This is a genomic window from Polaromonas sp., from assembly GCF_039930745.1.
Lineage (GTDB): Bacteria > Pseudomonadota > Gammaproteobacteria > Burkholderiales > Burkholderiaceae_C > Polaromonas.
Map to the genome: position 1 here is coordinate 38,553 of NZ_JBDTTH010000001.1, position 12,870 is coordinate 51,422.

General features: G+C 60.7%; 13 protein-coding genes. 6 read left to right on the forward strand and 7 right to left on the reverse strand.

Annotated features, from left to right (window positions below; translation table 11 throughout):
• Positions 1–190: 190 nt before the first annotated feature.
• From trxA to ABI660_RS00195, 6 genes are all read left to right on the forward strand, one after another.
• Entirely contained in the window at positions 191–523 is a 333-nt protein-coding gene (gene trxA, locus ABI660_RS00170) for a thioredoxin TrxA (RefSeq protein ID WP_077594529.1), read from the forward strand.
• Between the two features lie 269 nt (positions 524–792).
• On the forward strand, positions 793–2,055 hold the full coding sequence (rho, locus tag ABI660_RS00175) for a transcription termination factor Rho (RefSeq protein WP_348063732.1): 1,263 nt from the start codon (positions 793–795) through the stop codon (positions 2,053–2,055).
• 214 nt (positions 2,056–2,269) lie between these two features.
• Positions 2,270–2,551: a type B 50S ribosomal protein L31 gene (locus ABI660_RS00180; protein ID WP_348063734.1), complete on the forward strand. Its 282-nt coding sequence runs from the start codon at positions 2,270–2,272 to the stop codon at positions 2,549–2,551.
• Between the two features lie 96 nt (positions 2,552–2,647).
• Positions 2,648–4,366, forward strand: a complete 1,719-nt coding sequence (locus tag ABI660_RS00185; protein WP_348063736.1) for a hypothetical protein — start codon at positions 2,648–2,650, stop codon at positions 4,364–4,366.
• Positions 4,367–4,455: 89 nt separating this feature from the next.
• Positions 4,456–5,130 carry a GNAT family N-acetyltransferase gene (locus ABI660_RS00190; protein WP_348063738.1) on the forward strand — a complete coding sequence of 225 codons (675 nt, stop codon included), beginning with the start codon at positions 4,456–4,458 and terminating at the stop codon, positions 5,128–5,130.
• Complete coding sequence (locus ABI660_RS00195) at positions 5,127–6,044, forward strand: carbon-nitrogen hydrolase family protein (protein ID WP_348063740.1); 918 nt, start codon at positions 5,127–5,129, stop codon at positions 6,042–6,044. The genes ABI660_RS00190 and ABI660_RS00195 overlap by 4 nt, the downstream gene beginning before the upstream one ends.
• Here ABI660_RS00195 and phoR read toward each other — a convergent pair.
• From phoR to pstS, 7 genes are all read right to left on the reverse strand, one after another.
• Positions 6,008–7,372, reverse strand: coding sequence for a phosphate regulon sensor histidine kinase PhoR (phoR, locus tag ABI660_RS00200; RefSeq protein ID WP_348063742.1), 1,365 nt, complete (start codon positions 7,370–7,372; stop codon positions 6,008–6,010). The genes ABI660_RS00195 and phoR overlap by 37 nt on opposite strands.
• Positions 7,373–7,400: 28 nt before the next feature.
• Positions 7,401–8,099, reverse strand: a complete 699-nt coding sequence (gene phoB, locus ABI660_RS00205; protein ID WP_348063744.1) for a phosphate regulon transcriptional regulator PhoB — start codon at positions 8,097–8,099, stop codon at positions 7,401–7,403.
• Positions 8,100–8,115: 16 nt separating this feature from the next.
• Positions 8,116–8,817, reverse strand: coding sequence for a phosphate signaling complex protein PhoU (gene phoU, locus ABI660_RS00210; RefSeq protein ID WP_348063746.1), 702 nt, complete (start codon positions 8,815–8,817; stop codon positions 8,116–8,118).
• A gap of 2 nt (positions 8,818–8,819) precedes the next feature.
• Entirely contained in the window at positions 8,820–9,608 is a 789-nt protein-coding gene (gene pstB, locus ABI660_RS00215; RefSeq protein WP_348063748.1) for a phosphate ABC transporter ATP-binding protein PstB, read from the reverse strand.
• Positions 9,609–9,658: 50 nt separating this feature from the next.
• Positions 9,659–10,513, reverse strand: a complete 855-nt coding sequence (gene pstA / locus ABI660_RS00220; RefSeq protein ID WP_348063749.1) for a phosphate ABC transporter permease PstA — start codon at positions 10,511–10,513, stop codon at positions 9,659–9,661.
• Positions 10,514–10,552: 39 nt separating this feature from the next.
• Positions 10,553–11,533, reverse strand: coding sequence for a phosphate ABC transporter permease subunit PstC (gene pstC / locus ABI660_RS00225; RefSeq protein WP_348064081.1), 981 nt, complete (start codon positions 11,531–11,533; stop codon positions 10,553–10,555).
• A 115-nt stretch (positions 11,534–11,648) separates the two neighbouring features.
• On the reverse strand, positions 11,649–12,680 hold the full coding sequence (gene pstS, locus ABI660_RS00230) for a phosphate ABC transporter substrate-binding protein PstS (protein WP_348063751.1): 1,032 nt from the start codon (positions 12,678–12,680) through the stop codon (positions 11,649–11,651).
• Between the last annotated feature and the right edge of the window lie 190 nt (positions 12,681–12,870).

The following is a 12,870-nucleotide window of genomic DNA, read 5'->3' on the forward strand; positions in this document are numbered from 1 at the left end:
TGTTCGCAAAAAGGAATGTGCAAAGTCCGTGAAAACGAAAGGGGCGCGGTGGCCGAAAGCCGCAAATTGAATAATCGCTATCAGAGCCATAGCCCCTGCGCGCCCGACCCGTCCACTTGCTTTCTGCCACAATGACTGCAACTTCAGCCTTACCGTATCGTAACCATCCTAACCAGACAAAGGAGCCGCCATGGCGAGCGAACTGATCAAACATACCACTGATGCCACCTTCGAAGCCGACGTGTTGCAAGCCTCCAAACCGGTGCTGGTGGACTACTGGGCCGAGTGGTGCGGTCCGTGCAAGATGATTGCGCCGATTCTGGACGAAGTGGCCACCGGTTACGACGGCCGTCTGCAGATCGCCAAGATGAATGTGGACGAAAACCGCGACATCCCCGCCAAGTTCGGCATCCGCGGCATCCCCACCTTGATGCTGTTCAAGGACGGGCAGCTGGCCGCCACGAAGGTTGGCGCCATGAGCAAGGCCCAGCTGACCGCTTTCATCGACCAGCAACTGGCCTGACACGGCCATGCCTGCAGCCGCGAAGAACCCTGTCCCTGTACAGGTTTTTCGTGCGCCGTTTCGCCTGAAGTGAACCGGACAGCCCTGTGCCCAGGCCCCTGCCGGATCGCATAAACCCCCAGAATTTCCTGTCATAATGGCCTTGTTCGCTGACTGGCTGCTGCCGGTTGGTTCGAGTTCCCGGTTTGTGAAGCCCTTCTAGCTTCCATTCAAACCTCCCCCGTTTTTAAATGACTCCGCGAGGAGTTCACTTCACGCAAGGTTTCCCCATGCATTTAAACGAACTCAAGGCACTGCACGTGTCTGAAGTCCTCAAGCAGGCCGAGGAGCTTGAGATTGAAAACACCGGCCGCATGCGCAAGCAGGAGCTGATGTTCGCGATCATCAAGAAGCGCTCCAAAACCGGGGAAACCATCGTGGCGGACGGCGTGCTGGAAGTGCTGCCCGACGGCTTCGGCTTTTTGCGGGCACCGGACTCCAGCTACACCGCGTCCACCGACGACATCTACATCAGCCCGAGCCAGATCCGCCGCTTCAACCTGCACACCGGCGACATGATCGAAGGCGAAGTACGCACCCCCAAAGACGGCGAGCGCTACTTTGCACTGAACAAGCTCGACAAGGTCAATGACGGCGCGCCCGAGGCGAACAAACACAAGGTGATGTTCGAGAACCTGACGCCGCTGTTTCCCCGCGAGCAGTTCAAGCTCGAACGCGACATCAAGGCCGAAGAAAACCTGACCAGCCGCATCATCGACATCATTGCCCCCATCGGCAAAGGCCAGCGCGCGCTGCTGGTCGCGCCGCCCAAATCCGGCAAGACCGTGATGATGCAGAACATCGCCCATGCCATCACCGCCAACTACCCCGAAGTGGTCATGATGGTGCTGCTGGTTGACGAGCGCCCCGAAGAAGTGACGGAAATGCAGCGCAGCGTGCGCGGCGAGGTGATCTCCTCCACTTTCGACGAACCCGCCGCGCGCCACGTGCACGTCGCTGAAATGGTCATCGAGCGCGCCAAGCGCCTGGTTGAACTCGGCAAGGACGTGGTGATCCTGCTGGACTCCATCACCCGCCTGGCCCGCGCCTACAACAATGTGCTGCCCTCTTCCGGCAAGGTGCTGACAGGTGGCGTGGATGCAAATGCATTGCAGCGCCCCAAGCGTTTTTTCGGCGCAGCGCGCAAGATCGAGGAAGGCGGCAGCCTGACCATCATCGGCACCGCGCTGGTCGATACCGGCAGCCGCATGGACGAGGTGATCTTTGAAGAGTTCAAGGGTACCGGCAACTGCGAAATCCACCTGGACCGCCGCCTGTACGAAAAACGCGTGTTCCCGGCCATCCACCTGAACCGTAGCGGCACCCGCAAGGAAGAACTGCTGCTGGCACCGGAAATCCTGCAAAAATCGCGGATTTTGCGCCAATTCATGTACAACATGGACGAAATCGAGTCCATGGAGCTGATGCTCAAGAACATGAAAGCGACCAAAAACAACCATGAGTTCTTCGACATGATGAGGCGCGGCGGCTGACGCCGCCACGCCAAATATGGCCCCCACGGTTGCTCGCTTCGCGTAGCGCCCTTCCCCCCGAGGGGGCAGCTGCGCCTGCGGACCGGCAAAGCCGGATCCGCGGCCCTGGCTGGCAAATACGTCCCACGGAGCGCAAAGCACGCTATAATGCGAGGCTTCACGGAAAGTGCTCGAAACTGGTTTGAGTGGCTCCCGAAACGAACAAGGAAAGATCATGAAAGAAGGCATTCACCCCAATTACCGCGAAGTTTGTTTCCTGGACATGTCCAACAACTTCAAGTTTGTGACCCGCTCCTGCGCAAACACCAAAGAAATGGTGAAGATGGAAGACGGTCGCGAACTGCCCCTGTACAAGCTTGATACTTCCAGCGAGTCGCATCCCTTCTACACCGGCACACAGAAATCCGTGGACAACATGGGCGGCCGCGTCGAGAAATTCCGCAACCGTTTTGGCAAGACACCTGCCAAGGACGCTGCTGCACCTGCTGCCGAGTAAGCTTCCAAGCTTCTTCCAGCCATAAAAAAAGCAGCCTGACATTCAGGCTGCTTTTTTTTGCCCCAAAATCGGGCCTTCCGCCCAGCTTGACCTCCCTTGAACAAACCATCCCCAGCCATCATTGCCCAGTCTGCAGTCCGCCGGTTGCCACGGCTCGCGCTGCTGCTGTTCTGCGTGGCTTATGTATTACCCGGTTTTCTAGGCCGCGGCCCCTGGAAAAATGCCGATATCGCGGCCTTCGGCACCATGCAGGCCCTGGCCTCGGGCGCGACCAACTGGCTGCACCCGCAACTGCTGGGGCAAGCCGGCGAATTTGAAGCACTGCTGCCTTATTGGTTAGGCGCGCTGGCCATCAAGGCCATGCCTTTTCTCGATCCTGCTTTCGCGGCGCGCATCCCTTTCGTCCTGCTGCTGGCGCTGACCCTGCTAACCACCTGGTATGCGGTCTATTACCTGGCGCGCAGCCCGCAAGCCCAGCCCGTGGCTTTTGCCTTTGGCGGGGAAGCCAGTCCGGTCGACTACGCCCGCGCCATTGCGGACGCCGCCCTGCTGGCCTTGATCGCCAGTCTGGGGCTGGCCCAGCTTTCGCATGAAACCACACCTGCGCTGGCGCAGCTTGGCTTCATGGCACTGGTTTTTTATGCGGTGGCCGCCAGTGCCTACCGGAACGCCTGGAAAGTGATGGGGCCTGCACTGGGCCTTGCAACCGGACTGGCCGGACTGGCCCTGAGCGGCGCGCCTGCCGTGGCTACCTTGCTGGGTGCGGGCAGCACGCTGGTGGCGCTTGGCAGCACGCGACACAGCCAAGGCGAAAAAGACACGGCCCATGTCTGGCGCTGGGTGCTCCTGACAGGAACACTGACCCTGGCCGTGGCGGGCCTGGCCCATGCGCTGGACCTGTGGCGCTGGCGCATCGAGATCCCCGGCCTGGAAACCCCGGCGGACCGCAAGGAGTGGCGCAGCGTGGCACGCCTGCTGATCTGGTTCACCTGGCCCACCTGGCCGCTGGCCGCCTGGACCCTGTGGCGCTGGCGTCGACAGCTGACGAGCCGGCACGTCGCGCTGCCCTTGTGGTTTGCGCTGGTGGCACTGGCTGCCACGGTGACCACCACCGCCTCGGACCGCAGCCTGCTGCTGAGCCTGCCGCCGCTGGCCGCCCTCGCCGCTTTTGCCCTGCCCACCCTCAAACGCAGCGTGGCCTCGCTGATCGACTGGTTCACGCTGCTGTTTTTCACCGGTTGCGCCATCATCATCTGGGTGATCTGGATCGCCATGCAGACCGGCATGCCCAGGCAGCCGGCGGCCAATGTGGCCAAGCTGGCACCCGGGTTCGAGCCCAGTTTTTCATGGCTGGCCTTTCTGGCCGCGGCGCTGGCCACTCTGGCCTGGGCCTGGCTGGTCAAGTGGCGCGCTGGCCGCCAGCGTGCGGCGGTCTGGAAATCCATGGTGCTGCCGGCCGGCGGTGCCACGCTGTGCTGGCTGCTGCTGATGACGCTGTGGTTGCCCCTGCTGGACTACGCACGCAGCTACGCGCCCTTGTCGCGGCAGGTGGCAGCCCGGGTAGACACCGAGGCCTGTGTCGAAGTTTTTGGCCTGAACAGCGCCCAGGCGGCCGCCTTCCAGTACCACGGGCATCTGAACTTGCGCCAGGCCGGTGCCAGGGCGGCGTGCCCCTACCTGGTGGTGGATGCCGACGCGCAAGACAGGCTCAGCAGCACCGTCGATATGCCCGAGTGGGCATTCCTGGCCACCGTGCGCCGGCCAACCGACAAGACCGAAAATGTGCTGCTGTTCAAACGCGTCAGCCGGCCGTGAGCGGCCGCGCCTGACTTCTTCCCATCCCGCCTTCCTGGACGCCGCTTGCCCGCCGGCGAACGGACTCTGCCTGATTTCCAGCGCTTCATATGCCAAAACTCATCGTACGAAACACCACAGTCCACGACATCGAGGCGCTGGTGCGCCTGCAGCGCGAGGTTTATCCCAGCATCCCGGCATGGCAATACGACCGTGTGGCACATCAGATCGAGCTGTTCCCCGAGGGCCAGTTTGTCGCCTTCTACGACGACAAGCTGGTCGGCTGCGCCAGTTCGCTGGTGATCCAGTGGGACGAATGGTCGGAGCCCCATACCTGGGACGAAATCACCGCCAAGGGAACGTTTGACACCCACGATACCGCGGGTTACACGCTGTATGGTGCCGAGGTATTTGTCGCGCCACTGCTGCGCGGAAAACGCCTGGGTCACGCGCTGTATGAAGCCCGGCGGCGAGTCTGCAAGACCTTGAACCTGCGCCGCGTCATTGCCTGCGGCCGCCTGCCGGGCTACCACAAGGTCGCTGACCAGATGCCGGTGGACCTGTACGCGCGCAAGGTTCTGTGGGGAGACATCACAGACCCGGTGCTGAGTTTTCAGCTGCGCGAGGGATTCAGGTACTGTGGCATCATGAAAAACTACCTGGCCGATGACCAGGAATCGAGGGGTTATGCGTCGCTGATCGTCTGGCTCAATCCGGACTACGACGCCTCCAGACCTTCTGGCCTGCAACTGGCGCAAGGCGCTACAAAGGACTTGCCACGATGACCGCCACCAGCCCCCCGACCGGCATTCACGAACCCAAGCTCATCACGGTGCGAATTGCAGCGGTACAGTACCTGCTGCGCTCCATCCATGACTGGAACGGCTTTGAAAACCAGGTTCGTTTTGTCATGAAGGCCGCGGGCGACTACAAACCCCAGTTTGTCCTGCTGCCTGAGATCTTCACCACGCAACTGCTTTCGTTCATGGATACCAGCGACCTGCGCCAGGCCGTGCGCAATATGAACGACTACACCACGCGTTACATCGACCTGTTCCAGGAGCTCGCGGCGCAGTGGAAGGTGCACGTGATCGGCGGCAGCCACCCAACCATACGCGACGGCGAGTTGCTGAACACGGCCTATCTTTTCACGCCTGAGGGAAAGGTGTTCACCCAGGACAAGATCCATCTGACGCGCTGGGAGAAAGAAAAATGGAAAGGCGACCCGGGCCACCACCTGCGCGTATTCGACACACCGCATGGACGGATCTCCATCCTGATCTGCTACGACATCGAATTTCCCGAGCTCAGCCGCAAGGTCTGTGAAATGGGTGCCGACATTATTTTTGTACCTTCATGCACCGATGATCGCCAGGGCTTCCTGCGCGTGCGTTATTGCTGCCATGCCCGGGCCATTGAAAACCAGGTTTACGTGGCAGTTACCGGCACCGTGGGCAACCTCCCGGTTGAAGGGCTGGGCCTGCACTATGGCCAGGCGGCCATCATCACCCCGTCGGACTTCCCGTTTGCGCGTGATGGCATTGCCGCGGAAGGCGTGCCCAACATGGAGCAAATCGTCATCGCCGACGTCGACCTTGGCAAGCTGGTCATGAACCGCGTTGCCGGCACTACCATTCCGCTGTACGACAAGCGCGTTGATGTTTACAGCAACGACGTGGAAATCGTGGCCACTGCCTGAAGCTGGCGCACCCTGGCGGCAGGGAAAACCATAGAAAACCGGGAGCCCTGGCCTGGCTGGCTTTCGATGTGCAGCTCGGCACCATGGCGCTGGGCGACGTGTTTGACAATCGCCAGGCCGAGGCCGGTACCGCCGGTCTCGCGTGAGCGGCTGCTGTCAACGCGGTAGAAGCGTTCGGTCAGGCGGGGAATATGCTCCGGCGCAATGCCCGGCCCGGAATCTCTCACGGAAAACTCGGCACGGCTGTCGGCCAGCCGCTCCCACCTGACCTCAATGCGGCCACCTGTAAGCGTGTAGCGGATGGCATTGTTCAGCAGGTTGGACATGGCGCTGAGCAACTCTGCCTGTGAGCCGGCAATCTCCGCATCTTCTGCCTCCTCGACCAGGAGGTCATGTTTTTTCTCGCCCTGCCCGGTGAGCAAGGCCGACAAGGCGCGCCCCTCCTGTTCGCAAAGCGCCAGCAGTGCACGCACGGACACCCATTCCTTGCCCCCCGGCGGCGGGCTACCCTCCAGCCGGGACAGGGTCAACAGGTCATTGACCAGTGTCTGCATGCGGCCAGCCTGAGTGGCCATCAGGCTGAGGTAGCGGGCGCGCTCTTCTTCATTGAGTGGCAGGGTCTGCAGCGTCTCCACAAACCCCGTTAGCACGGTCAGTGGCGTGCGGATTTCGTGCGACACATTGGCCACGAAATCCCGCCGCATGGCTTCAGCCTGCTCCAGCGCGGTAACGTCGCGCGAGAGCAGCAGCTTGCGCCCTTCGCCATAACGATGCAGATGCACGGCCAGTCTGACCGGTCGGCTCGCTTTGCTGCGGGGGCCGAGGATGACGATTTCATGCAGGTAGTCCTCGCCTGCGAGGTAGCCCGCGAAAATCGGGTCGCGCAAAAGGTTGCCAATATGCTGCATCACGTCCTTCTTCGGATCAAATCCGAAATGGACTGCAGCGGTTTCGTTGCACCATTCGATGCGGTGGTTTCCATCGAGCAGGATCACCCCGTTCGGCGAAGCCTGGATGGCTGCGAGGAATTCCTGCAGACGGGCTTCGCTGTCAGCGGCTTTCCGCTCTCTGGACTTCAGCAGACGCCAGGCCCGGTCAGCCACTTCCCCCCACAGGCCATCGACCTTCGCGGGAGTCTCGGTCTCGCCGCGTTTGAGCCAGAGTAGAAACTTGGCGCCGCGCCGGAGGTCGATCAGCACCCACAGCAAGCTGGCCGCCAGCAACCCCAGGATGGCGCCCTGCGAAGGGCTGCTGCCGCGAAGCAGAAACCGGCCCAACAGGGCACCGGCCAACTGGAACAGGAAAAAACGGAAAAGGCGCCACGTCATGCGCGAATTGTGGAGGAAAAACCCTCCATCACTGCGGCCGGGGATGGGCCGTCAGGCGATAACCCGTACCACGCACAGTTTCCACCAGGGACCCGGCGGGCCCCAGGGCTTCGCGCAAGCGCTTGACATGAACATCCACCGTCCGCTCCTCAATGAACACATGGTCGCCCCAGACCTTGTCGAGCAGCTGGCCCCGGCTGTGCACGCGCTCCACATGTTTCATCAGGTAGTGCAGCAGCTTGAACTCTGTCGGGCCGAGCTTGAGCTCCTGGTTCTGGAATGAGATGCGATGGGTAGCCGCATCGAGCACTAGTGCGCCGACGGCCACGCTGTCATTCACCGTCTCGGGCGCCCGGCGCCTGAGCACGGCCCGAATTCGCGCCAGCAGTTCCTGAGTGGAAAAAGGCTTGGTGATGTAGTCGTCTGCGCCGGCGTCGAGGCCGGCGATCTTGTCAGGTTCATCCCCCCTGGCGGTGATCATCAGGATGGGAACCGCCTTGGTGCGCGCATCGGCACGCCATTTCTTGGCCAGTTGCAAACCACTGTGGGCTGGCAGCATCCAGTCCAGCAGGATGACATCCGGCAACACGGCATCGAGCTCGCGCTGCGCGGCATCACCGTCGGCGGCCCAGATGGGCTGGAAACCGTTGTGCCGCAGGTTAACGGCCACCAACTCGGCAATCGAGGGTTCATCTTCCACCACCAGAACGCGGGGTACTGTCTTCATAGGTTTCTATCCAGGGTCAGCGGACCACGGACTCGATCGCCTCCATGGAGGTGTGGCGTACGTCCGCGCCCTTGACCACGTAAATGATGAACTCGGCGATATTTTTGGCATGGTCGCCGATGCGCTCTATGGCCTTGGCCACGAACAGCAGGTCCAGGCTGGACGAAATCGTGCGGGGATCTTCCATCATGTAGGTGATCAGTTTTCGCACGAATCCGTCGAACTCCTTATCGATGGCGTCGTCCTCCTTGAGAATAGACACGGCCACGTTCACATCGAGCCTGGCGAATGCATCGAGCGCCTTGCGCAGCAGCCCCGATGCCAGGTCAGCAGCGATGCGCAGCTCGGAAGATGGCAAGGTGCGGGCGGCTCCACTGTTGATGATGGACCTCACCATGCGCGCTATTTTTTCCGCCTCGTCGCCTGCGCGTTCCAGGTTGGCCGTGGTTTTGGAAATGGCGATCAGCAGGCGCAGGTCGCGAGCCGTGGGCTGGCGGCGCGCAATGATGGAGGAAAGCTCCTTGTCAATGTCCACTTCCATGGCGTTGACACGGGGCTCCATGTCGGTGACCTCGGCAGCAGCTTCGGCGCTGAACTGGGCGAGCGCATAGACGGCGTTACGGATCTGGGATTCCACCAGCCCGCCCATTTCCATGACCCGGGTGGAGACGCTGGTCAGTTCGCTGTCGAACTGGCTGGACAAATGTTTGTCACTCATGATCAACCAAACCTTCCTGTGATGTAGTCTTCTGTTTCCTGCCGCTTGGGCTTGAGGAATATCTGATCGGTCGAGCCGAATTCGATCAGCTCGCCCAGGTACATGTAGGCGGTGTAGTCACTGCAGCGCGCGGCCTGCTGCATGTTGTGTGTGACGATGGCAATGGTGTAATCCCGCTTGAGCTCATGCACCAGTTCCTCCACCTTGCCAGTGGAGATCGGGTCCAGCGCGGAGGTGGGCTCATCGAGCAACAGCACGGAAGGCTTGACGGCCACGCTGCGTGCAATGCAAAGACGCTGTTGCTGGCCTCCTGAGAGCGAGAGGCCACTCTGGCTCAGCTTGTCCTTAACTTCGTTCCAAAGTGCGGCCTTGGACAAGGCCCACTCCACGCGATCGTCCATCTCGCCCTTGCTCAGATTTTCATACAGCTTCACACCAAAGGCGATGTTGTCGTAGATCGACATCGGAAACGGCGTGGGCTTCTGGAACACCATGCCGATGCGCGCGCGCAAGAGATTGATGTCCTGCTTGGCATCCAGAATGTTCTGGCCGTAGAAATTGATCTGGCCTTCGGCGCGCTGGCCGGGGTAAAGGCTGTACATGCGATTGAGCGTGCGCAGCAATGTGGACTTGCCACAACCCGACGGTCCAATGAACGCGGTGACCTTGCGTTCCTCGATGTTCATGTTGACATTCTTCAGGCCCTGAAACTTGCCATAGAAGAAGTACAGGTTGCGCAGCTCAAGGGCATTTTTGGCCTGAGCGGCAGTGTCGGTAGCGATATCGGGCATGGTCTGTTCCAAGTCTTGAAAAGGCAAGGTTTGAATAAATGGAAGGCTCTTCAACCCGGCGCCTTTTCGCGCAGGAACACACGAGCGACAACGTTGAGGATCAGCACCGACAGGGTGATGAGCAGTGCCCCACCCCACGCCAGACGGATCCAGTTGTCGTAAGGGCTGAGCGCAAATTGAAAGATCACGACCGGCAGGTTGGCCATGGGTGAGCCCATATTGGTACTGAAAAACTGGTTGTTGAGCGCAGTGAACAGGAGCGGCGCCGTCTCCCCGCTGATGCGGGCGACAGCCAGCAGCAGCCCGGTCAGCACACCGCTTCTGGCAGCGCGCAAGGTCACCAGGGTCGCCACCTTCCAGCGCGGCGCGCCAAGGGCAAAGGCCGCTTCACGCAAGCTGCCCGGCACCAGGCGCAACATGTTTTCGGTGGTGCGCACCACCACGGGCACGGCAATCAGCGACAAAGCCAGGCTGCCGGCCCAACCCGAAAAGTTGCCCACGGTGGCCACGGCGATGGCATACACAAAGAGACCCAGCACGATGGAAGGCGCCGACAGCATGATGTCCGTGACGAAGCGCGTCAGCTCAGCCGTTTTGCTCTGGTCCCCATACTCTGCAAGATACACGCCGGCAAGCACGCCGATGGGCGTGGAAACCAGCACCGAAAAGCCCACCATCATCAGGCTTCCCACGATGGCATTGGCCAGACCGCCGCCGTCGTTACCAGGAGCCGGCGTGGACTGGGTAAACATGTTCCAGTCAAGCGCGGCAAAACCCTTGGCAAACAGCACGCTCAGAATCCAGAGCAGCACGATCAAACCGAGCACCATGGCCCCCATGGACAGGGACAGGCCCATTGCATTGGAACGCTGGCGGCGTTTGTAGAGTTGCTGGTTGAATTCCATTCTGGTTTTCCGGTGGGGTTGGTGAGGCGAAAGCGGGGCTCACAGGCCCTTGGCTTTCTCGGCGCGCAACATCAGTATCTTGGCAAGCGAAAGCACGATGAACGTGATGACAAAGAGCAGAAAACCCAGCGCAAACAGCGTGGAAAGATGGAAGTCGGCGGCCTCGCCAAACTCATTGGCCAGGGTAGAGGCAATCGAGGTACCGGGCGAAAACAGCGAAGTCGGCATGCGGTTGGCGTTGCCGATCACAAATGTCACGGCCATCGTCTCGCCCAAAGCCCTGCCCAGACCGAGCATGATCCCGCCAACGACACCCTTTTGCGTGTAAGGCAGCACCACCCGGCGTACCACCTCCCAGGTGGTGCAGCCCAGGCCATAGGCCGACTCACGCAGGATGGGCGGCACAATCTCGAACACGTCGCGCATCACCGCAGCCACAAAAGGCAGCACCATGAAGGCCAGCACGATGCCGGCGGCCAGGATACCAAAGCCATTGGTACTGCCGCCGAAAAGAAAGCCGACCAAAGGCATGCCGCCCAGTATCTTCTGCACCGGCATCTGGAAGTAGTCGGCAAACAGGGGCGCAAACACGAACAGGCCGAACATGCCGTAGATGATGGACGGCACCGCCGCCAGCAGCTCCACTGCGGTACCGAGCGGACGACGCAGCCATACGGGGCAGGTTTCGGTGAGAAACAGCGCAATGCCAAAGGCCAGGGGCACCGCAATCAGCATGGCAATAGCCGCGCTGGCGATGGTACCGACGATGGCAATGGCCGCACCAAATTCTTCGTTGATGATGTCCCACTCGACGCGCCAGATGAAGTTGAAGCCAAACTTCTGGAAGGTGGGCCAGGCGTTGATGAACAGGGAGACGATGATGCCCAGCAACGCGACCAGCACGAGCAGTGAAAAACCCTGCGTGACGCGGTGAAACAGGACGTCCTGCAAGCGCTGGCGGCCGGCAATCGACGCCATGTTGGGGTTGACTGCCTCGACCCGGACAGGTTGCGAATTCATGGTGATTCCCACGCTGCTCATATTGATTTCCATGTGGGTTCTTACGACCCCATCAACCAACATTCGCCCGCCGGCATCTGCCGGCCAGCGAATGTCACTTCTGGAGCCGACTGACTTACTTGGCGATTTGCGACCAGACTTTGGCGCGAATCTGGGAGGTCAGCGCATCGGGCAGCGCCACGTAATCAAGCTCGGAAGCCATGCCCTTGCCATTTTTGAAGGCCCAGTCGAAGAACTTTAGCACTTCAGCAGACTGCGCCTTGTCGGCTGGGTCCTTGTACATCAGGATGAAGGAGGCCGTACTCACGGGCCAGCTTTCCGCACCTTTGGCGTTCACCATGGAGACACCCATGCCTGGCACGCTGAACCAGTCGGCGCCGGCGGCGGCAGAGGCGAATGCGGTGTCATCCGGGCTCACATACTTGCCGGCAGCGTTTTGCAGCTGCAGGAAGTTCATGTTGTTCTTCTTGACGTAAGCGTATTCCACATAGCCCAGCGCTCCCTTGACACGGTTGACATTGGCGGCCACGCCTTCGTTGCCTTTGCCGCCCACGGAGGAAGCTGCAGGCCACTTGACGGCCGCGCCCTTGCCCACGGTATCGGCCCAGTCCTTGCTGACGGCAGTCAGGTAGTCGGTCCAGTTGTAGGTGGTGCCCGAGCCGTCAGCGCGGTGCACCACGGTGATGTTCTGATCAGGCAGTGCCTTGCCGGGGTTCAGTGCGGCAAGCTTGGGATCGTTCCACTTGACGACCTTGCCGAGAAACATGTCGGCCAACACGGGGCCGGTCACGCGCAGCTCGCCGGGCTTGAACCCTTCCAGGTTGATCACGGGGACGGTACCGCCAATGATGGCCGGGAACTGGACCATGCCATCCTTGTCCAGGTCCGCGCCAGGCACGGGAGCGTCTGACGCGCCGAAAGCCACGGTCTTGGCGCGGATCTGGCGAATACCGCCCGACGAACCGATCGACTGGTAATTCAGGCCAACCCCGGTCGCTTTTTTGTAGGCTTCAGCCCATTTGGCATAGATGGGGAAAGGGAAGGTAGCACCCGCGCCGGTGATGTCGGCGGCCATGGCAGAACCCATGCCCAAAGTGGCAAATGCGGCTACAGCCAAAGTTTTGAGAAAAATTCGTTTGTCGTTCATGGGATCTCCTTACGGTTGGATAAACATTCAGCAACCCGAACTTTAAAGACCGAATGTGACGAAAGCGTGACAATCGTGTGAAGCCCTGAGCCGCGCGTTGATCGTGCTTTTCATCGCTTTGTCACATGGCTGCGGCACCCCCCCAACTTTGTCGCGCACCGCGCCGACCGCCAACGCTCTTCCTGGCATG

Coding starts and splice junctions, on each gene's coding strand:
- trxA (WP_077594529.1), top strand. CDS start 191: ATGGCGAGCGAACTGATCAAACATACCACTGATGCCACCTTCGAAGCC.
- rho (WP_348063732.1), top strand. CDS start 793: ATGCATTTAAACGAACTCAAGGCACTGCACGTGTCTGAAGTCCTCAAG.
- ABI660_RS00180 (WP_348063734.1), top strand. CDS start 2,270: ATGAAAGAAGGCATTCACCCCAATTACCGCGAAGTTTGTTTCCTGGAC.
- ABI660_RS00190 (WP_348063738.1), top strand. CDS start 4,456: ATGCCAAAACTCATCGTACGAAACACCACAGTCCACGACATCGAGGCG.
- ABI660_RS00195 (WP_348063740.1), top strand. CDS start 5,127: ATGACCGCCACCAGCCCCCCGACCGGCATTCACGAACCCAAGCTCATC.
- phoR (WP_348063742.1), bottom strand. CDS start 7,372: ATGACGTGGCGCCTTTTCCGTTTTTTCCTGTTCCAGTTGGCCGGTGCC.
- phoB (WP_348063744.1), bottom strand. CDS start 8,099: ATGAAGACAGTACCCCGCGTTCTGGTGGTGGAAGATGAACCCTCGATT.
- phoU (WP_348063746.1), bottom strand. CDS start 8,817: ATGAGTGACAAACATTTGTCCAGCCAGTTCGACAGCGAACTGACCAGC.
- pstB (WP_348063748.1), bottom strand. CDS start 9,608: ATGCCCGATATCGCTACCGACACTGCCGCTCAGGCCAAAAATGCCCTT.
- pstA (WP_348063749.1), bottom strand. CDS start 10,513: ATGGAATTCAACCAGCAACTCTACAAACGCCGCCAGCGTTCCAATGCA.
- pstC (WP_348064081.1), bottom strand. CDS start 11,533: ATGAATTCGCAACCTGTCCGGGTCGAGGCAGTCAACCCCAACATGGCG.
- pstS (WP_348063751.1), bottom strand. CDS start 12,680: ATGAACGACAAACGAATTTTTCTCAAAACTTTGGCTGTAGCCGCATTT.